Raw genomic sequence first — 20,276 nt, forward strand, 5'->3', positions numbered from 1 at the left:
TGTCATTACGATACGAGGGTCCATTTTCAGCCTCCTGCGTGGGATAAGACAAGCCAGAATCACGGCTCAAAATCATAAGTCCCCGGCAGCTAGTACAGGGTAGCGAAGGCATGGCGAAGAAACCAACGACACGAACTCTCGACAGCGACGTGGCCAAGGAGCTCGAAAAGGCACTCGACCTTGATTTGAGCGTAGATGGCGACGGCGGCCTCGATATGGCGGCGTCGATGGAAGATCTGGAAGCGCAGATTTCGGCGGCGGCTGACGAACTGGCGCGCGAAGGGCGTGGCCACAAGGAAGAACCGGTGGTTGTTCAGAGCCAGAACGCCAGGCCAATACAGAACACGCAGCCGGCGGCGAAGCCCGCCGAGTTGCGTCCGGTTGAAACGCGCAACGGCGCGCAGCCGGCCGGCTTCACCCCGGCCAATGACGACCGCCAGAAGGACTACCGCACCCTGCTGCATGGCCTCAACCGCCGCGCGTCGAGCACGATCTACTGGGTTGTGGCGTTCATTTCGCTGGCATGGATCGCCGGCGCCGGCGGCCTGGCCAATCTTCTGTTCGGTTCGGGCATCTGGAAAATCCGCACCTTCGACCAGTTTTTCGCCCGCCCTGAGCTGATCGGCCTGGCAGTCGCGGCAATCATTCCCGTGATCCTGTTCTGGGCCTTCGCGGCCATGGTGCGCCGCGCGCAGGAAATGCGCATTGCCGCGCAGTCGATGACGGAAGTGGCCTTCCGCCTGGCCGAGCCGGAAAACCTTGCCCAGGACCGCGTCATGATGATCGGCCAGGCCGTGCGCCGCGAAGTCGCGGCGATGGGCGAAGGCATCGAGCGCACGCTGGCGCGCGCGGTCGAGCTGGAAACGCTGGTCCACAGCGAAGTCAACCAGATCGAGCGCTCCTATTCGGAGAACGAGGCCCGCATCCGCTCGCTGGTCGATGGCCTCGGCAGCGAGCGCGAAGCGGTCGTCAGCCATGCCGAGCGCGTGCGCGCCTCGATCGCCAGCGCGCATGAGACGCTGCGCGACGAAATCGGCTCCGCCAGCGACATCATCCGCGACTCCATCCTCAATGCGTCGACCAAGCTGTCGATGACGATCAACAATTCCGGCGACACGCTGATCGACCGCATCAACGAAAGCTCGATGTCGATCTTCGATTCGGTCGAGGGCCGACTCGATTCGATCACCGACCGGCTGTCGACCTCGGGCGAAGCCTTCGCCAGCCTGCTCGACACCCGCATCGCCAAACTGACCGACACCACCGACGGCCTCACTCGCTCGCTGACCGACCTGCTCGACGACCGCACCAGCGGCATGGTTTCGCTGCTGGGCGGCGCCGCGCGCACGCTGAGCTCCGAGTTCGAGAACAGCCTCAGCGGCATCGAGCGGACGCTGGCCGAACGCGGCCAGGCGCTGATCAGCGAATTCCAGACCCGCGCCGAGGCGCTCGACACCGGCACGCAGAAGCTCAATGCCGCGCTCGAAGCCCGCGCCCGCCAGATCAATGAGACGCTGGTCGAGCGCGCTCGCGAAATCGCCAATACCTTTGCAGAGAGCAAGGACCAGCTCTCGGCGATGATCGATCAGGGCAAGACGCAGATCGGCGCCGACATGGCCGACATCGTCTCGTCGACCTCCTCCATGCTCGAGGCCCGCGCCAGCGACTTCGCCGGCCGCATGGAAGCCGCCCGCCACGTCGTCTCGCGTTCCTTCGACAGCGACATCCAGCGGCTCGCCGATGCCCGCGTCGGCATCGAGGAGGCGGTGGAAAGCCACAGCCGCAAGCTTTCGGAAAGCCGCGATCGCATGGCCGCCGCCATGCAGGCCGACCTGGCGACGTTCGCCGAAAGCCGCGCCGGCATCGACGCCGCCGTGACCGACCAGGTGCAGAAGCTGGCGGAAGGCCGCAACCTCATCGCGCGCGCGCTGGAAGACGACCTGCGCAAGGTCAACGAGTCGCGCGCCGCGATCGACGCATCGCTGGGCAGCCACCTGGAGCAGCTCGAAGAAGGCCGCAACCGGCTTGCCCAAGCCCTGAATGACGACTCCGGAAAGCTCGTGCAAGCCCGTACGATCATTGACGAAATGGTTGCCGGCCACGTCGGGAAGCTCGCCGAGGGCCGCAACATCCTATCGCGCGCCCTGGAAGCCGATCTCGGCAAGCTGGCCGACAGCCGCGCCAGCATCGACGGGCTGGTCGCCGGCCAGGTCGAGAAGATCGCCGAGGGCCGCTCGGTGCTCGCCAAGGCGCTGGAGACCGATATTATCGGCATCAGGAGCCTGATCGAGACCCATTCCGCCAAGCTTGCCGAAGACCGCGGCGAACTCAGCCGTTCGCTGGAGAGCGACCTGTCCGGCATCAGGAACCTGGTCGAGGGTCATTCCGTCAGGCTCGCCGACGACCGCAGCCTGCTGGCGCAGACGCTCGAGGCCGACCTCGCCAAGCTGGCGGAGGGCCGCGCCAGCATCGACGGTCTGGTCGCCGGCCAGGTCGAAAAGCTCGCCGAGGGCCGCGACATCCTCAAGCGCGCGCTCGAAGCCGATATCAACACGATCAAGGGCGCCATCGCCGGCCATTCCGAGCGGGTGGCGGAAGAGCGCAGCCAGCTTTCGAAGGCGCTGGAAGCCGATCTTCAGAATGTGAACAGCCTGATCTCCGACCACACGAACCGGCTCGTCCAGGATCGCTCGACGCTGTCGCAAGCCCTCCAGGACGATCTGCAGAATGTGAACGGCATCATGGCCGATCACCAGAACAGGCTGGTCCAGGACCGCTCGACGCTGGCTAAGGCGCTGGAGGACGATCTCGCCAAGCTGGCGGAGAGCCGCTCCAGCATCGACGGGCTGGTCGCCGGCCAGGTCGAGAAGCTTGCGGAAGGCCGCGATATCCTCAAGCGCGCGCTGGATGCCGATCTCAGCACGATCAGGAACGCCATTGCCGACCAGTCGCAGAAGCTGACCGACAACCGCGCCGAGTTCGCGCGGGTGCTGGAAGGCGACCTGGAGAACGTCAACAGCCTTCTCCAGGGCCATAGCGACAGGCTTGCCCAGGATCGCTCGGCGCTTTCGAAGGCACTTGAGGACGACCTCGCCAAGCTGGCCGAAAGCCGCTCCAGCATCGACGGGCTGGTCGCCGGCCAGGTCGAGAAACTCGCCGAGGGCCGCGATATCCTCAGGCGCGCGCTGGAAGCGGACCTGCAGAAGCTCGTCGCCAGCCGCAGCGAGGTCGACGACATTATCGCCGGCCATGTCGGCAAGCTGGCCGAAGGCCGCGACATGCTGAGCCGCGCGCTGGAAGACGATCTGGCGAAGCTCGTCGACACCCGCAAGGATGTCGACCGCTCCCTGTCCGGCCATATCGACCAACTGGCCGCCAGGAGCAGCGACATTTCGGCAACGATCGCCGCCGACGTCGAGAAGATCGAGCAGGCGTTCAACCGGCAGACCGGCATCATCGAGGAGCGCGCCGGAACCATGGAACGGGCGCTGTCGACCGGCGTCGACAACATCCGCAACGTGCTGGAGAAGAGCGCGGTCTTCGTCGCCGGCGCCTTGCGCGAGAAGGTCATGGAGGTCACCAGCGCCCTGCACGAGCAGGCTGGCCTTGCCTTCAGCGACGCCGACCGCAAGATCGCCGACCGCGCCGAACAGACCTCGGCCGCGCTGCTCGCCAGGGCAGAAGACATCGCCCGCGCCTTCGAGGACGCCGACCGCCGCCTGCATGCGCGCGCCGAGGACACGTCGAATGCGCTGATCGCACGCGCCGAGGACACCGCCGACCAGCTGGCCGCCCGCGCCAGCGAGATCGCCGGTACCTTCGACGCTGCGGACCAGAAGCTGGTTGCCCGCGCGGTCGAAACGGCGCAGTCGCTGGCGGCGCGTGCCGGCGACATCCTGCGCAATTTCGAAGGCGCCGACGAACGGCTGAGCATGCGCATCGGCGAATCGGCCGAAGCGCTCGCGGCCCGCGCCTCGGACCTCGGCCGCATCTTCGATGCAGCCGACCAGCATCTGATCTCGCGCATCGCCGAGGGGTCGGAGGCGCTTTCGTCACGCGCGTCCGAGATCGCTCGCATCTTCGACGATGCGGACCAGCGCCTGGTCGCGCGCATCGCCGACAGCACCACGACCATCGGCGGCCATGCCGAGACCATCGTCGGGGCCTTCGCCAGCACCGAGCAGCGGGTCGCCGACCGCGCGCGTCAGACCGGTCAGGAACTGGCCGTCCACGCCCGCGAGATCGAGCAGGCGCTGGCCGGCGCCGACGAGCGCCTGGCGTCGAATGCGGCGGCAGCAGCGGCCCGGATCGAGGAGCAGATCGCCGGCGTCGAGAACCGCCTCGCCTCCACCACGGAAACGATCGGCCAGAAGCTCAACGAGCAGGTCTCGGGCGCGGAGGCGCAACTGATTTCGCGCGCCAACGTCATCGCCGAGACCTTCACCGCGGTCGGCCAGCATATCGGCCAGAGCACCAACGACGCGGCCAAGACCATCGGCGCCAACACCCGCGAGCTCAACACGATGCTTGCAGCGCGCTCGGCCGAGATGTCGAAGATCCTCGACGAAACCGCCAAGCCGCTGGTCGAGCGTTTCGCCCAGGGCGGCTCGGAGCTGCAGCGGAGCATGGAAGAGGTCACCGAGCGGGCGACCGAGAAGCTGCGCAGCGAAAACGCCGCGCTCGTCAACGCGCTCGCCAGCCGTACCGCCGAGACCTTGTCGGCGGTGGACGGCGCGCGCTCGACGCTCGCCGAAAGCGTTGCCGATCTCATCGGCCGCATGAGCACCTCCAGCGCCCAGCTCGGTCAGCTGATCGACCAGGCTGCGGCCAACCTCGGTCATGTCGAGGAACGCCTGTCCGGCAGCACGCAGAGCTTCGCGACAACGACGGAAAAGGCCGCGCAGACCTTCGCCAGCTCGGCGCGCCTGGTCGATTCGAACACGACCCGGCTCACCGACCTGTCGTCGGCCACGCTGCGCGAGGTCGCCTCGATCGCCACCAAGTTCGACGAGCACAGCCGCCTGCTCTCCAGCGCCTCGGCGCTGCTCAGCTCGGCGCAGAGCAACCTCGAGCACACGCTGGAGCGGCAGTCGTCGCTGGAAGACCTCGCCGTCGGCCTGGTCAAGAAGTCGGAAGACCTCGAAAAGGTGATGCGTTCGTTCGAAAGCCTGGTTGGCCAGACGATGCAGAACGCCGAGGGGCGGACCATGGAATCGGCGGAGAAGATCCGCACCGCCATCGCCGAGGTCGTCGATTCGGCGACGCGCCGCTTTGCCGACGCCACCGAGGAGATGCGACGCACTGCCGGTTCGATCAAGAGCGAGCTCGATCTGACGCGCGCCGAACTCAAGAAGGGCGTCATCGAGATGCCGGAAGAGGCCAAGGAATCGACCTCGGCCATCCGCCGCGCCGTCTCCGAGCAGATCAACGCGCTCAAGGAGCTGTCTGACATCGTTGCGAAATCCGGTCGCAGCGGCAGCAGCGAATCCGGCGAGCCGCGCGGTCTGCGCCCCGCACCGCAGGCGCCGGCCCGTCCTGCCGAGCCGCTGCGTCGCCCGCCGGCGCCGCAGCAGTCACAGCAGCCACAGCCGCAACCCGAGCGCCGGGCGCCTCAGGCGCCGCTGGCCGAGACGACCTTGCGCGGCACGCTCGACCTCGATCGCGCCGCCGAGACGGCCCCGCGCCGCGATCCCAATGGCCGCACGGCGCAAGGCGGCTGGGTGCGCGATCTCCTGACCGGCGCATCGCGCGAGGAAGAGCTCCGGCCGGCCGCTCCGGCGGAAGCGCCGCGCCCGGCTCCGGCGCAGCGCTCGCCGCTGCATGTCGTGGAATCGCTCAACTCGCTGTCGGTCGATATCGCCCGCGCCATCGACCACGACGCCTCGATCGAGCTGTGGAACCGCTACCGGCGCGGCGAGCGTGACGTGTTCACGCGGCGCCTCTACACGCTGAAAGGCCAACAGACCTTCGACGAGATCCGCCGCAAGTACCAGACCGAGGCCGAGTTCCGCGCCGCCGTCGACCGCTACTGCGACGATTTCGAGAAGCTGCTCAAGGATGTGTCGCGCAACGACCGCGACAACATCATGGGCCAAACCTACCTGACTTCGGACACCGGCAAGGTCTACACCATGCTGGCCCATGCCAGCGGCCGCCTGCAGTAAGCGGCTGTTAGCGAGTAACAAAAAAGGCGGGACAAGCTCCCGCCTTTTTGTTTGAACGGCATGCTCCTAACCTGAGCTGCGATAAATATCGTCTGTCGGCGCCGCCTCTCATCCGCCTGCCGGCACCTTCTCCCCGTATAGTGACGGGGAGAAGGTGGCTAATCGTTCCACCGGCCCGCTTTCCTGCAACGCTTGTGATTGGCGAAATCGTCGATGGCAGCGTCTTTCTCCCCGTCACTGTACGGGGAGAACCGAGATCGCCGTGGTTCGGGCGACGTGCCCCAGCCGGCGATATCAGATCAGCGAATCCGTCCAGAGCACAATGTCCTTCGCCGCCTGGCCGAAGGCGTTGTCCAGCGCGTTGACGTAGGCGGCGTTGCCGCCGCCCGAAACCGGCGCGCTCGCGGTGAAGCTCTTGGCGGCGCGCACCTCGCCGTTGCGGTCGTTGAGGATGCGCACGAACAGTTCGACCTCGGCGTGCTCGCCGCCATTGACCCGGACTTCGAAGGAACGGACCTCGGCGATGATCTGGTAGTCGATCGCCAGCCCCTCGCCCGGCTTGCCGACGCCGGCGAAGCTTCCGGAGCGCTGGAAGGTCTCGGCCAGCCTCGCCTGCACGATGAGCGGCAGCCGGTCGGCCCATTGCGCGCCCTTCAGGTACTGGATCGAGCCGTCGCCCGGCTTGATGACGATGTTCTGGCTGTCCAGCGCCTTGAGCGCGGAGGGCTGGGCGATCAGGATCTGGCGACGGCTGCGGCCATGAGCGTCCACCGACGGTGCCGACAACTCGAACGTGTCGAGCGGCGCCGGCTTGGCACCGAGCGCCGCGCAGCCGGCGAGCGAAAGCGCAAGCAGCGCCGCAGCCGATGTCAATCCAACCGACTTCACCCAAACCGACGTCACACGCGATCCCCGTTGTCCCCAGATCGTAAGATCAACCCGCAATTGCGGCTCATGTTCTTGCGGTGGGCGCAAGCCGAAGTCAACGCCGCACCCTGCCGTCATATTGCCGGACCTCGCCCTCGCCGCCCGACAGGATACGCCCCGGGTTGCGGCTGAGATCGGTCACCGCTTCCTCGATGCGGTTGATCGAACGCCGGCTGTCCTGGACCAGCGCCTCGACATTCTGCAGGCCCTGGCCGGAGAAACGGGCGAGATTGTCGGTGATGGTACCGAGCCGCGCATTCAGTGTGTCGGCGACCTGCTTGAACGATTTCAGCGTCTCACGGGCATCCGCCATGACGCCGTTCGCCTCGCCCGAGCCGAGCAAGTTGTCGACCTTGGCCAGGATGCCGTCGACGCGCACCGAGGCATCGTTGAGCCGCTGCGCCAGCTGTTTGGCGTCCTTGATAGTGTCGTCGATATCGTCGGCGCGGTTGGCAAACTTGTTCGTGACCTTGGCAATGTCGGCGGCGGCCTGATTGGCGTTGTCGCTGGCCTTCTGGATGTTGGCCAGCGCCGTGCGCACCTCGACCGGATCGATGCCGTCGAGCACGCCGTTGACCTTGTCCAGCGTGCCTTGCGTCTTCTGGGCGAAGTCGTTGATCGAGCCGACCGCCGTGTTGACGTTGTTGATGACGGTATCGAACTGCTTGGAGGTTTCCTTCAGGTTGCCGGTGACCGTGTCGACATTGGCGACGATGCTCTTGATCTGGTCCTTGTCGACGGCGTTGAGCAGGCCTTCGGCGGCCTTCAGCGTGCCGTCGAGCTTGCCCGAGACACCCTTCAACTCGTCCGACAACGCACTCACGCTGGACAGGAACTTGTCGATGCCGTCGGAATTCTTGGCCAGCGCGTCGGAAAAGGTCTGCACGTTCTTGACCGTATCGGTCAGCGGCCCGCGCACGTCATGGGTGAACCCTTCGAGATCGGAAAGCACCTTGTCGGCACGGGTAAAGATGGTCTGCGCGGTCTGCAGAAGGTTGGTGACCGCGGATGGATTGGCGACGATCTCGGCGTCCTTGCCTTCCTTCTCGGCCAGGTCGAGAAGGTTTTCCTCATTCAGGTTGGCGCCCTTGAGCTCGATATTGGCCTGGCCACTGAGGCCGGCAATGCCGATATCGGCCTGCGTCGACTTGGTAAGCGGCGTCGTCCGGCCGATTTCGGTGCTGGCGATCGCGGCGGCCGGATCGTTGGGCGCGATATAGACGCGCTTGACCACGCCGACCTTGACGCCGTTGAACAGCACCAGGCTGCCGGGGCCGAGGCCCGAAGCCGAACCTGGAATGCGCACCAGCAGCACGGCCGTCTCGCCCCTGTCGCCGATGGCGGCGGTCCAATAGACAAAGGCGAAGGCCGCAACAATCGCGGCCAGAGTGAAGATGCCGACAATGACGTAGTTGGCTCTTGTTTCCATTGCCTCACTTATGACTATGCGCGCGCCGCAAGATCAAGTTGCCGGGCACGTTTTCCGCGGAAATAGGATTTGACCCACGGCTCCTCGCTCTTCAGCATGTCGTCGATCGTACCTTCGACCAGCACTTTCTTCTTGCCGAGCACCGCAACGTGATCGCAGGCGGTGAACAGCGTGTCGAGGTCGTGCGTGACCATGTAGACGGTGAGATCCATGGTGTCGCGCAGCTTGACGACGAGTTCGTCGAACTCCGCCGCGCTGATCGGATCAAGCCCCGAGGTCGGCTCGTCGAGAAAGACGATGTCCGGGTCCAGCGCCAGCGCGCGCGCCAGCGCCGCGCGCTTGATCATGCCGCCGGAAAGCTCGGAGGGGAATTTCTGCGCCGCGTCCGGCGGCAGGCCGACCAGCTCGATCTTCAGCAGCGCCAGCTCGTCCATCAGCTTCCTCGGCAGGTCGAGATATTCCCGCATCGGCACCTGCACGTTCTCCTGCACCGTCAAGGCTGAGAACAGCGCGCCGTGCTGGAACAGGACGCCCAGCCGCATGTCGACGCGCAGGCGCTCGATATCGCTTGCCTTGTCGACGTCGACGCCGAACAGCTTGATCGTTCCCGATTGCTTGGGCATCAGCCCGAGGATGGTTCGCAAAAGGACGGACTTGCCGGCCCCCGAAGCGCCGACGAAACCAAGAATCTCACCACGCTTGATGTCGAGCGACAGCTTGTCGAGGATCAGCTTGTCCTCAATGGCGACGGTGACGTCGCGCACCGAAAGCACGATCTCGCTTTCGTCAGCGTCCTCAGCCGTCTTGACCCCGTTGCCGTTCGCGTTCGCCATCTCAAAACTCGATCGCTGCGTAGAACATGGCGAAAAGCCCGTCGAGGATGATGACGACGAAGATCGACTTCACCACCGAGGCGGTCACGTGCTGGCCGAGCGATTCGGCGCTGCCACCGACCTTCATGCCTTCGACCGACGCTATGATGCCGATGATCATGGCCATGAACGGCGCCTTGATCAGTCCGGCAAAGATGGTGCTGAGATCGATGGCGATGCGCAGCCTGTCGAGGAAGGCGGCCGGCGGAATGTCGGAATAGAGCCAGGCAGCGACGATGCCGCCGCCAAGTGCTGCAAAATTGGCGACGATGGTGAGGCAAGGCAGCGCGATCACCAGCGCGACCAGCCGCGGGAACACAAGCACGCCGATCGGATTGAGGCCGATGACCTTCAGCGCGTCGACCTCCTCGCGCATCTTCATCGAGCCGATCTCGGCGGTGATGGCGCTGCCGGAACGGCCGGCGATCATGATGGCCGTCATCAGCACGCCAAGCTCGCGCAGGATCAGCACGCCGACGAGGTCGACGACGAAGATGTCGGCGCCGAAATAGCTGAGCTGATAGGCGCCCTGCTGGGCAACGATGGCGCCGACAATGGCCGACATCAGCACCACCACCGGGATGGCGCCGACGCCCATGCGGTCGATCTGGTTGAAGATCGCGGCCGGATTGACGGCATGGCCGCGGCCGAGCTTCATCTGGGCGCCGCGGATGGTGGCGCCGAGGATGTTCATCGAGGCCAGGAAATCGTCGCGCATCTCATAGACGCGCCGGCCGACCGCCTCGAGCGCACGCAGGATGATGTTGGGCGGACCGGCCGGCCCCGATTCGGGCTCGCGCCGGACGGCGTCGCCGACGGCGGAAAGCAGGATGGAGGCGATCTCGCTCTGCCCCTGCATGGTGACTTCGATGCCCTTCTTCTCGAAGGCGCTGACCAGGCGGTCGATCAGCCAGGCGCCGGCGGTATCCATCTTGTCGATATGCGAAAGATCGAGCGCCAAGGATTTGACGCCGCTGCGCTTTTCGATCTTGCGCATCTCGGCGTCGACCAGCGCCACGGTGCGCGTCGTCCAGTTCCCCGAGAAGGCGCAACCGAGAACGCCGCCCTCCTGGCCGACCGCGACGCGCGGCTGGCCGTTCGGCTCCTTGGCGGCGGTGCCGCTTGCGTCGCGTTTGCGGATGGTCAACATGGCGTCCTGTTTAGCCTGCCGGAACCGGGCTGTCATTTGCCGGCGACCCGTTGTCGCACAGCCGGAGAAGAAAAATATGGCGCGTGTCATTTCGGTCGAGTCCGAGCGTTTTCCCATCGCCGGAGCCTTCACGATCTCACGCGGATCGAAGACCGAGGCGGAAGTCATCACGGTGACGATCCGTGAAAACGGCCATGGCGGGCGCGGCGAGTGCGTTCCCTACAAGCGCTATGGCGAGACCACGGACGGCGTGCAGGCAGCGATCGAGGCGATGCGCGGGCGGATCGCCGACGGAATCGACCGGGCTGCCCTGATCCACGCCATGCCCGCCGGCGCCGCGCGCAACGCCATCGATTGCGCCTTGTGGGACCTGGAAGCGAAGCTGAGCGGCGCGCCGGTGGCGCATGCAATCCGCGCTGTGCCCTTGAGAGCGCTGGAAACAGCCTTCACGCTGTCGCTTGGCGAGCCCGAAGCGATGGCGGCGCAGGCTCGCGCCAATGCCGCGCGGCCGCTGCTCAAGGTCAAGATCGGCGGCGACAACGACAAAGCCCGCATCCGTGCCGTCACCGAGGCGGCGCCCGGCAGCCGCATCATCCTCGATGCCAATGAGGGCTGGACGGAGCACAATATCGTCGAAAACCTCGCCTTCGCCGCCGAGCAAGGGATCGCGCTGATCGAGCAGCCGCTACCCGCCGGCCGCGACGAAATCCTGCGCGAGATCGCGCATCCGGTGCCGATCTGCGCCGACGAAAGCGTGCACGAGGCGAAGAACCTCGACGCGCTGGTCGGCCTCTATGACGCCGTCAACATCAAGCTCGACAAGACGGGTGGCCTGACCGAAGCGCTGGTGCTGCGCGACCGCGCCCGCGAACTCGGCTTCGACATCATGGTCGGCTGCATGGTCGGCACCTCGCTGGCGATGGCGCCGGCCGTGCTTTTGGCCCAGGGCGCCGACTTCGTCGATCTCGACGGTCCGTTGCTGCTCGCCAGGGACCGCACGCCCGGCCTTGTGTACCAGGGGTCGCTGGTGTCACCCCCCGACCGAACGCTGTGGGGCTGAGCGCGCGGCGAGGGCAATCAGCGCCAGCCCGATGAGCGCGATCGGGATCATCGCCAGAAAGCCGTCGACGCCGAAGCGATCGTAGAGCGGGCCCGACGCCAGCGTCACCACGGCCATGAAGAAGCCGTTGAAGAAGTAGGCAATGCCTTGCGCGGCGCCGGTGCGCTCCTCCGAGACGGTTTCACCGATCATTTTCTGCAGGCCGATCAATACCATAGCGACCGATACGGCGTGCAGCGTCTGGACGCCGAAGAAGCCGGCAATGCCGAGGCCGAGCGGCCAGATCAGCGGAAAGGCGATCCAGCGCACGATCGCGCCGATGCCGGCGATCAGCATCACCGCGGCAACGGAAACGGACCCGAAGATGCGCGTGAACATCACAAACATGCACACCTCGGCGACCACGCCCCAGGCCCACAGCAGGCCGACGACGGTGTCGCTGATGCCGATCGACTTCCAGTAGATCGAGACGAAGCCGTAGAGAAAGGCATGGCTGGCGGTGATGATGCCGACGCCGAGGGTGAAATAGAGGAAATAGGCGTTGAGGAGCGTCGGCGCCGAATGCTGGATGTCAGCCGCCGAAAGCGGCGAGGCGCGGCGCGGACGGCCAAGTCTTGGCGCAAGCAGGCCGGCGGCGAGGGCCGCAGCCAGCGCGACGAAGATGATCGCCGGCACCGCCTCGGCGCCCGTGCGCGCCAGGATGAAGCCGCCGACGACATTGGCGCAGAGGTAGGAGATCGAGCCCCATTTGCGCATGCTGGTGTAATTGGAGCCGAAGCGGCGCACGCCGGATAGCGCCAGCGAATCGGCGATCGGCGAATGCGGTGTCCAGACGACGGTCAGCGCCAGCGAGACGACGAGCACGATGGCGTAGGTGGGTGGCAGGAAATAGCCGGCGGCGAGCAGCATCGATGCGGCCACAAGCGCGATATAAACATTGGCGCGGTCCCGCGCCCGGTCGGCAAGCGCCGTCAGCAGCGGCGTCGTCACCACGCGCAGGAACATGGGCGCCGCGAGGATGACGGCGATCTGCTCGGCATGGAAACCCTTGGCCTGCAGCCAGAGCGGGAAGTAGGGCAGATGCGTGCCGAGCGACACGAACAGCGTGGCGAAGATCAGGCTCATGCGCAGCTCGAAATGGCGCGGCTTGACGAGCTGTTCAGGGGTGAGCGGCGGCAAGGACATGAATCGATCCAATTACGCCGCGTTCTACCGGCCGCAACGTATGGCGATCCCTAACATGGGGAAGAACCCGACGAAACCGGCTGGACTAATCGATTAACGCGCGTTTGCGCCCGCAGGGGCCTGGCGTCAGGCCGCCTGCACCGCCCTGCCCTTGATGTTGACGGGAACGAGCACGTCCTTGCCGGCCGGAGCCTCGGGCAGGACATGCGCCCAGGTCAGGATTTCCATGCGCCCGTCGAAATGCTCGACCACCGCCGTGCAGCTTTCCACCCAGTCACCGGTGTTGATGTATTGCACATCGCCGTAATTCTCGATCGCGGCGTGATGGATGTGGCCGCAGATGACGCCATCGACATGCGAGCGGCGCGCCTCGTCGCTCAGCACGGTCTGGAACGAGCCGATAAAGTTGACCGCCTTCTTGACCTTGACCTTGGCCCAGGATGAGAACGACCAGTAAGGGAGGCCGAGCAATTGACGCAGCCGCGTGATGATCCGGTTGACCTGCATCGCCGCGTCATAGGCGTAGTCGCCGAGATAGGCGAGCCAGCGCTGGTTGTGCACCACCGTATCGAACTGGTCGCCATGGATGACCAGCAGGCGCCGGCCATCGGCGGTCTCGTGGATGGCGCGGTCGGCGACGACGATGCCGCCGAAATGCACGCCCTGGAACTGGCGGGCGAACTCGTCGTGGTTGCCGGCGATATAGGTGATCGAGGCGCCCTTGCGCGCCTTGCGCAGCAATTTCTGCACGACGTCGTTGTGGCTTTGCGGCCAGTGCCAGTTGCGCCTGAGCCGCCAGCCATCGACGATGTCGCCGACCAGATAGATGATATCGGCGTCGTGATGCCGGAGGAAATCGATCAGGAAGTCGGCCTTGGCCGCCTTCGACCCCAAATGGATGTCGGAGATGAACATCGATCGGAAAGTGCGGGGCTCTGGGCCGGACATCGCTTGTCACCGTTGCTTTCGCAGAGCCTATGCCCCGATTCATGCAACAACCGTATGACGGTTGCGATTGGTCCAGCCCAAGCGCTAGCTTGCCGCGCTCGATAACAGGAGAAGACCGTCATGGATCTCGGCATTCGCGGAAAGAAGGCCATTGTCTGCGCATCCAGCAAGGGGCTCGGGCGTGGCTGCGCCATCGCGCTGGCCGAGGCCGGCTGCGATCTCGTCGTCAACGGCCGCAACGCGGAGCTCCTGGCGAAGACCGCCGCCGAAATCCGCGAAAAATTCGGCGTCAATGTGATCGAGATCGCCGGCGACGTGTCGAAGCCCGAGGTGCAGAAGGCGCTGCTTGCCGCCTGCCCGGACCCGGACATCCTGGTCAACAACAATGGCGGGCCGCCGCTGCGCGATTTCCGCACGCTCGACCGCGAGAAGATTCTCGAGGGGGTCACGCAGAACATGGTGACGCCGATCGAGCTGATCCAGGCGGTGATCGACGGCATGGCGAAGCGCGGCTTCGGCCGCATCGTCAACATCACCTCGCTGTCGGTCTATGTGCCGATCCCCGGCCTCGATCTCTCGTCCGGAGCGCGTGCCGGCCTGACCTCGTTTCTCGCCGGCGTGGCGCGCACGGTGGTCGACCGCAACGTCACCATCAACAGCCTGCTGCCAGGCAAGCTCGACACCGACCGGCTGCGTGGTCCGCATGAGGCCGGCACGACCGAGGATCCCGCCGCCGCGGCCGAGCGAAAAGCCCGCATCAGCGCCGACGTTCCGGCCAAGCGCCTCGGCACGCCCGAGGAATTCGGCCAGATCTGCGCCTTCCTGTGCTCGGTGCATGCCGGCTATCTCACCGGCCAGAACATTCCGGTCGATGGCGGCCTCTACGTCAGCGCGTTCTGACCGGCTGCCGGCGCCGGCCACCCGCGGTATCGCAGAGTCTCGGCGCAAGAGGCTGAAATGACTTGGTTATTCCCGCTTCGCCGGTGTGAATGCCAATTGCGTCATTTGCCGTCGCGAAAAGCTCGCGCCGCATGCTAAAAGGCTGCAAAGCAGGAGCGCAAGGAGGCCGGCATGGACAGCGAGAACAAGAAACCGGCCCGGTCGGACCTCGACGAGGCCGCGCTCTACTTCCACAAGCATCCCATTCCCGGAAAGCTCGAAATCCAGGCGACCAAGCCGCTCGGCAACCAGCGCGACCTGGCGCTCGCCTATTCGCCGGGGGTCGCCGCCCCTTGCCTCGAAATCCGCGACGATCCGGCAACCGCCGCCGATTATACGGCGCGCGCCAACCTGGTCGGCGTCGTCTCCAACGGCTCGGCGGTGCTCGGCCTCGGCAATATCGGCCCGCTGGCCTCGAAGCCGGTCATGGAAGGCAAGGCGGTACTGTTCAAGAAGTTCGCCGGCATCGACGTCTTCGATATCGAGATCGACGCGCCGGAGATCGAGCGCATGGTCGAGACGGTCGCGGCGCTGGAGCCGACTTTCGGCGGCATCAACCTCGAGGACATCAAGGCGCCGGAATGCTTCGAGGTCGAGGAGCAGTTGAAGGCCCGCATGGGCATTCCGGTGTTCCATGACGACCAGCACGGCACGGCGATCATCGTCGCGGCCGCAGTGCTCAACGGGCTGGAGTTCGCCGGCAAGACGATTTCCGACATCAAGATCGTCACCTCGGGCGCGGGCGCGGCGGCGCTTGCCTGCCTCAATTTGCTGGTCTCGCTCGGCGCCAAGGTCGAGAACATCTGGGTCACAGACAGGTTCGGCGTCGCCTACAAGGGCCGCACGGACGAGATGGACCGCTGGAAAGACCCTTATGTGAAGGACACCGACGCGCGCACGCTGGCCGACGTCATTCCCGGCGCCGACGTCTTCCTCGGCCTGTCCGCCGCCGGCGTTCTGAAGCCGGAACTGCTGCAGCACATGGCGCCGAAGCCGCTGATCCTGGCGCTGGCCAACCCCAATCCGGAGATCATGCCGGAGGCGGCGCGCGCGGCCCGTCCCGATGCGATGATCTGCACCGGCCGTTCCGATTTCCCCAATCAGGTCAACAACGTACTGTGCTTTCCTTACATCTTCCGCGGCGCGCTGGACTGCGGCGCCAGCGCCATCAATGAGGAGATGAAGATGGCGGCGGTCAGGGCGATCGCCGCGCTTGCCCGCGAAGAGCCTTCGGATGTCGCTGCGCGCGCCTATTCCGGCGAGACGCCGATCTTCGGGCCCGATTTCCTGATCCCCTCGCCCTTTGACCCGCGCCTCATCCTGCGCATCGCGCCGGCCGTCGCCAAGGCAGCCTGCGACACCGGCGTGGCGACCAGGCCGATCGCCGACTTCGCCGCTTATATCGACAAGCTGAACCGCTTCGTCTTCCGCTCCGGCCTGGTGATGAAGCCGGTGTTCTCCACGGCCAAGGCGTCGAGCGCCAAGCGCGTCATCTATGCCGACGGTGAGGACGAGCGCGTGCTGCGCGCCGCGCAAGTGGTGCTGGAGGAAGGCATCGCCGAGCCGATCCTGATCGGCCGCCCGCATGTCATCGAGGTCAGGCTGAAGCGCTATGGGCTGCGCATCAAGCCGGGCGTCGATTTCGGCCTGATCAACCCGGAGGAGGATCCGCGCTACCGCCACTATGTCGACCTGCTGATCGAGCTTGCCGGCCGGCGCGGCGTGACGACGGAAGCGGCGCGCACCATGGTGCGCACCGACAACACTGTGATCGCCGCACTGGCGCTGAAGCGCGGCGATGCCGACGCCATGGTCTGCGGCCTCGAGGGCCGTTTCGAGCGGCATTTGCGCAACGTCACGCTGATCATCGGCCCACGTGCCGGCATCAAGGACCGCGATCTCTCGACCCTCTCCATGCTGATCTCGCAGCGCGGCATCATCTTCCTCACCGACACCCATGTCTCGGTCGATCCGACGGCCGAGGAGATCGCCGAGATGACGGTGCTGGCGGCGGAGGAGATCCAGCGTTTCGGTATCGAGCCGAAGGCAGCGCTGCTGTCGCATTCCGACTTCGGCTCGCGCGATTCCCCCAGCGCGCTGAAGATGCGCCAGGCGGCGGCGATCCTTGCGCGCATCGCGCCCGAATTGCAGTGCGACGGCGAAATGCATGCCGACTCGGCGCTGTCGGAGCACCTGCGCCAGCGCGTCTATCCGCATTCGCGGCTGAAGGGCGAAGCCAATCTTCTGGTGTTCCCGAACCTCGATTCGGCCAACATCACGCTGACGGCGCTGCGCGCCATGATGGATGCCCTGCATGTCGGGCCGATCCTGCTCGGCACCGACAAGCCTGCGCACATCCTGACGCCCTCGGTAACCTCGCGCGGCGTCGTCAACATGACGGCACTGGCGGTGGTGGAGGCGGCGCACAAGGCGCAGGCGGTCGTCAATCTGGGCTGAGGCCGGATATTGCGGTAGACTGCGGGTTGCAGACTCAAGTGCTTTCGGCTGCAAAGTAAAGACAGGTTTAACCGCGGACACGCTAGTCTATGCGACAGGCTGGCAATCGGGGTTTCAGGCGAATGAAGGGCGCGGGGTTGAAGCTGACCCACCTTGCGGCGCTGCTCGCGGCGCTGGCGACGTCGGCTGTCGCCGTGACCGAGCCGCAGGCCGCCTCGCGCATGTGCCGCCAGCTTGAGGCGGAGCTGGATGCCAGTCGCGGCGGCGGTGGCGGACCGGCGATAATCCGCAAATATGACGACGCCATCGCGCGCCAGCGCGAACAGATGGCGAAGGCGCGCAACCGGGCGAGCGATGCCGGCTGCGGCTTTTCGCTGTTTTCGCGCAACGTCAACAAATGCGCCGCGATCAACGCGAACATCGATCGCATGAACGCCAATCTCGACGCCTTGCTGGCGAAGCGCGAGCGTCTTTCAGGCGGCGGCACCCGCCGCGATCGAAGCCGTATCCTGGCGGCGCTCGATGCCAATGGCTGCCGCGACGACGAGATCGCGCCGAGGCGCGCTCCGATCGAGGAGACCGCGCGCGACAATGGCGGCGGCGGCAATCTGTTCGAGCAGCTCTTCGGCGGCGGCAACCGCGAGCTCGAAGCGCTCGACACGCCCGATGCGCCTGACGTGCCGCCGGACGATCCGAGCGAGCGCAACATCCGCCGCGTGATCAACCAGCCAGACGGCATGGATCTGCCGCGGCTGAACGGCGAATTCCGCACCGTGTGCGTGCGCACCTGCGACGGCTATTTCTTCCCGATGTCGAACTCCGCTTCCTATGGCGATTTCGAGCGCGACCAGAAGAACTGCGAATCGAGCTGCCCGGGCACCGAGATGCAGGTGTTCTACACGCGCGGCATGGACGACGATGCTGGCGCGATGACCTCGTCGGTGACTGGCAGGCCGTACAGCGAACTGCCGAGCGCCTATCTCTACAAGCAGAGCAACATGGCGCGGCCGCCGGCCTGCGGCTGCAACGCGCAAGCGCAGAATTTCGAGATCATCGCCGGCAATCCGCCGAACCCCGGGCAGTCCGACCCCGAGGCAGCCACGGCGCCCTTCGTTCCCATGCCCGGTACCAAGCCGGATCCGGGCGCCGATCCGGAGACGCTGGCCAATGCCGAAGGCGGGCTCGACCGCGACGCCATCAAACGCCTGGCCGAGAAGCCGGCGACATCGCCGGTGTCGGCGCTGCCGCCGGAGCAGCGCAAGGTCAGGGTCGTCGGGCCATCGTTCCTTCCCGACCCAGCAGGGGCAATAGATCTGCAAGCTCCGGCCCGGAAGGCTGTCCAGTAAGCGCCAGCCTGAGCGGCATGAACAGCGCCTTGCCCTTGCGCCCGGTTGCTTCGCGGATCTTGCCGGTCCAATCCTTCCAGACGGTGCCGTTCCACGGCTCATCCGGCAACAGGTCGAACGCCTGGTGCAGGAAGTCGCGATCCTCGCCGGAAAACTCCGCCGGCTCCTGCGGTCCCTGATCGACGATACGCCACCAGGCAACCGCGTCGGCCAGCCTGTCGAGGTTGCCGCGCACGGCCATCCAGAACGGCTCCGCCTTGTCGCCTGAAACACCCAGCACGATCAGCCGGTCGCGCGCCTCGGCAAACGGCATGTGGTGCATCAGGGTGCGGTTGAGCACGAACAGCTCGTCCGGATCGAACTTGGCCGCCGATTTCGAAGTCGCGGCCGGATCGAAATGGCCGGCGAGGTCGGCAAGATCGTGCGCCGCCGCGACGTTCTCCGACGTGCCGACGAGCACCGCCAGCGAGGCGACCGCCATCGGCTCGATACCGTTCTCGCGCAGGCTTTCGATCGACAGCGCGCCGGTGCGCTTCGACAGGCCCTCGCCCGAGACCGTGGTCAAGAGATTATGGTGGCCGAAGATCGGCGGCGCGGCGCCGAGCGCCTCGAACAGCGCAATCTGCACGCCGGTGTTGGTGACATGGTCGTCGCCGCGGATGACGTGGCTGACGCCCATCTCGATGTCGTCGACCACCGACGGCAGCGTGTAGAGATAGGTGCCGTCCTCGCGCACCAGCACGGGATCGGACAGCGAGGCGAGATCGACGGTCTCCTCGCCGCGCACCAGGTCGTTCCAGTGGATCTCGGTGCGCTCCGGCTGCAACGGATCGCTGGTGAAGTTCGGCAGCAGGAAACGCCAGTGCGGGCGGCGGCCGTCCGACTGGTATTCGGCGACCTGCTCCGGCGTCAGCGTCAGCGCCTCGCGGCCATAGACCGGCGGCAGGCCGCGCGTGCGGCGCACCTTGCGGCGCAAATCGAGTTCTTCCGGCGTCTCGTAGCAGGCGTAGAGGACGCGCGCCTCCTTCAGCCGCTCGACGGCGGCGTCATAGATCTCGACGCGCCGCGACTGGTATTCGGTGGCGTCCGGGAAGATGCCAAGCCAGTGCAGGTCGTAGAGGATGGAATCGGCGAATTCCTGCTTGGAACGGGCGATATCGGTGTCGTCGAAGCGCTGGATGAAGCGGCCCTTGTTGTTCGCGGCGAACAGCCAGTTGAACAGAGCGGTGCGCGCATTGCCGATATGGATGCGGCCGGTCGGCGACGGGGCGAAACGGACGGTAACTGTCATGAGCGGGGCGTAGCGGATGCTTTTCCGGTTGACAAGACGCGCCCCCGCGCGAAGGGCAAGACATAGTGCAAGCCAGCTAAAATGAAAAGCCGGTCGGCCGGCATGGTCCCCGCCGGCTTCGAGTCGTTGCCGACGGCCGGCAGAACCGGGAGTTGCGAAGGCCCTTTCTGTCCCCGTTATCCACATCTGTGACACACAAGATATTGGGGTCACAAAAGCTACGTAAACGAATCCTTGACGGCGCAAAACGAGTCGCCTTTTATAGGCCATGCGTTCCTGTTGAGAGCGCGACCGGAGAGTTCAGAGGCCGGTCTTTTTTCCCGGATTTTGTGCGTTTTGCCCACATTTCCGCCCGTTCACGAGGCCGGCGGAAGCGTTGGGATTGGGTGGGGCCTGGGTGGCGAAAAGGGAGAATTGTCGGACTGGAAAAAATGATCTGTTAACACTATATTTAGTGTTTGCAGGCAGGTTCGACCCTAGATAGTGTGAAACCCTCGATCGGGGGAAT

12 protein-coding genes are annotated in these 20,276 nt (G+C 65.6%); 5 read left to right on the plus strand and 7 right to left on the minus strand.

The features are described 5' to 3' along the window. Positions 1 to 110: 110 nt before the first annotated feature. A complete protein-coding gene (locus PU724_RS13625; RefSeq protein WP_354421554.1) occupies positions 111 to 6,164 on the plus strand; it encodes an apolipoprotein A-IV repeat region-like domain-containing protein in 6,054 nt (2,017 codons plus the stop codon). 294 nt (positions 6,165 to 6,458) lie between these two features. Here PU724_RS13625 and PU724_RS13630 read toward each other — a convergent pair whose 3' ends face one another. The 4 genes from PU724_RS13630 to PU724_RS13645 all read right to left on the minus strand — a co-directional run bounded on the left by PU724_RS13630 (position 6,459) and on the right by PU724_RS13645 (position 10,542). Beyond that, positions 6,459 to 7,067: an ABC-type transport auxiliary lipoprotein family protein gene (locus PU724_RS13630; RefSeq protein WP_407046038.1), complete on the minus strand. Its 609-nt coding sequence runs from the start codon at positions 7,065 to 7,067 to the stop codon at positions 6,459 to 6,461. Between the two features lie 79 nt (positions 7,068 to 7,146). Continuing rightward, positions 7,147 to 8,520 carry an MlaD family protein gene (locus PU724_RS13635; protein ID WP_354421550.1) on the minus strand — a complete coding sequence of 458 codons (1,374 nt, stop codon included), beginning with the start codon at positions 8,518 to 8,520 and terminating at the stop codon, positions 7,147 to 7,149. 14 nt (positions 8,521 to 8,534) lie between these two features. Further along, complete coding sequence (locus tag PU724_RS13640) at positions 8,535 to 9,353, minus strand: ABC transporter ATP-binding protein (protein ID WP_127286684.1); 819 nt, start codon at positions 9,351 to 9,353, stop codon at positions 8,535 to 8,537. 1 nt (position 9,354) lies between these two features. Then, positions 9,355 to 10,542 carry an ABC transporter permease gene (locus PU724_RS13645; protein ID WP_127286685.1) on the minus strand — a complete coding sequence of 396 codons (1,188 nt, stop codon included), beginning with the start codon at positions 10,540 to 10,542 and terminating at the stop codon, positions 9,355 to 9,357. A gap of 76 nt (positions 10,543 to 10,618) precedes the next feature. Between PU724_RS13645 and dgcA the strand changes: the two genes are divergently transcribed. Then, positions 10,619 to 11,602 (plus strand): N-acetyl-D-Glu racemase DgcA, encoded by a 984-nt coding sequence (gene dgcA, locus PU724_RS13650; protein WP_354421548.1) that lies wholly within the window; start codon positions 10,619 to 10,621, stop codon positions 11,600 to 11,602. Here the strand turns inward: dgcA and PU724_RS13655 are convergent. Further along, positions 11,573 to 12,787 carry an MFS transporter gene (locus tag PU724_RS13655; protein ID WP_354421546.1) on the minus strand — a complete coding sequence of 405 codons (1,215 nt, stop codon included), beginning with the start codon at positions 12,785 to 12,787 and terminating at the stop codon, positions 11,573 to 11,575. The two genes, dgcA and PU724_RS13655, sit on opposite strands and share 30 nt — an antisense overlap. 126 nt (positions 12,788 to 12,913) lie before the next feature. Beyond that, positions 12,914 to 13,702, minus strand: a complete 789-nt coding sequence (locus tag PU724_RS13660) for a UDP-2,3-diacylglucosamine diphosphatase (RefSeq protein WP_189556631.1) — start codon at positions 13,700 to 13,702, stop codon at positions 12,914 to 12,916. 153 nt (positions 13,703 to 13,855) lie between these two features. Here PU724_RS13660 and PU724_RS13665 point away from each other — a divergent pair, with 153 nt between their 5' ends. From PU724_RS13665 to PU724_RS13675, 3 genes are all read left to right on the plus strand, one after another. Then, positions 13,856 to 14,635 (plus strand): SDR family oxidoreductase, encoded by a 780-nt coding sequence (locus PU724_RS13665; RefSeq protein ID WP_354421544.1) that lies wholly within the window; start codon positions 13,856 to 13,858, stop codon positions 14,633 to 14,635. Between the two features lie 171 nt (positions 14,636 to 14,806). Continuing rightward, positions 14,807 to 17,131, plus strand: a complete 2,325-nt coding sequence (locus tag PU724_RS13670; protein ID WP_127285455.1) for an NADP-dependent malic enzyme — start codon at positions 14,807 to 14,809, stop codon at positions 17,129 to 17,131. A gap of 122 nt (positions 17,132 to 17,253) precedes the next feature. Next, positions 17,254 to 18,477 carry a DUF2865 domain-containing protein gene (locus PU724_RS13675; RefSeq protein WP_354421542.1) on the plus strand — a complete coding sequence of 408 codons (1,224 nt, stop codon included), beginning with the start codon at positions 17,254 to 17,256 and terminating at the stop codon, positions 18,475 to 18,477. On the opposite strand, the gene PU724_RS13680 is transcribed toward PU724_RS13675, so the two are convergent. Continuing rightward, entirely contained in the window at positions 18,395 to 19,768 is a 1,374-nt protein-coding gene (locus PU724_RS13680; RefSeq protein WP_354421540.1) for a glutamate--tRNA ligase, read from the minus strand. The genes PU724_RS13675 and PU724_RS13680 overlap by 83 nt on opposite strands. Between the last annotated feature and the right edge of the window lie 508 nt (positions 19,769 to 20,276).

The sequence above is a fragment of the Mesorhizobium abyssinicae genome (assembly GCF_049887195.1).
GTDB classification, from domain to species: domain Bacteria; phylum Pseudomonadota; class Alphaproteobacteria; order Rhizobiales; family Rhizobiaceae; genus Mesorhizobium; species Mesorhizobium abyssinicae.

Coding starts and splice junctions, on each gene's coding strand:
- PU724_RS13680 (WP_354421540.1), bottom strand. CDS start 19,768: ATGACAGTTACCGTCCGTTTCGCCCCGTCGCCGACCGGCCGCATCCAT.
- PU724_RS13660 (WP_189556631.1), bottom strand. CDS start 13,702: ATGTTCATCTCCGACATCCATTTGGGGTCGAAGGCGGCCAAGGCCGAC.
- PU724_RS13625 (WP_354421554.1), top strand. CDS start 111: ATGGCGAAGAAACCAACGACACGAACTCTCGACAGCGACGTGGCCAAG.
- dgcA (WP_354421548.1), top strand. CDS start 10,619: ATGGCGCGTGTCATTTCGGTCGAGTCCGAGCGTTTTCCCATCGCCGGA.
- PU724_RS13675 (WP_354421542.1), top strand. CDS start 17,254: ATGAAGGGCGCGGGGTTGAAGCTGACCCACCTTGCGGCGCTGCTCGCG.
- PU724_RS13655 (WP_354421546.1), bottom strand. CDS start 12,787: ATGTCCTTGCCGCCGCTCACCCCTGAACAGCTCGTCAAGCCGCGCCAT.
- PU724_RS13635 (WP_354421550.1), bottom strand. CDS start 8,520: ATGGAAACAAGAGCCAACTACGTCATTGTCGGCATCTTCACTCTGGCC.
- PU724_RS13640 (WP_127286684.1), bottom strand. CDS start 9,353: ATGGCGAACGCGAACGGCAACGGGGTCAAGACGGCTGAGGACGCTGAC.
- PU724_RS13645 (WP_127286685.1), bottom strand. CDS start 10,542: ATGTTGACCATCCGCAAACGCGACGCAAGCGGCACCGCCGCCAAGGAG.
- PU724_RS13665 (WP_354421544.1), top strand. CDS start 13,856: ATGGATCTCGGCATTCGCGGAAAGAAGGCCATTGTCTGCGCATCCAGC.
- PU724_RS13670 (WP_127285455.1), top strand. CDS start 14,807: ATGGACAGCGAGAACAAGAAACCGGCCCGGTCGGACCTCGACGAGGCC.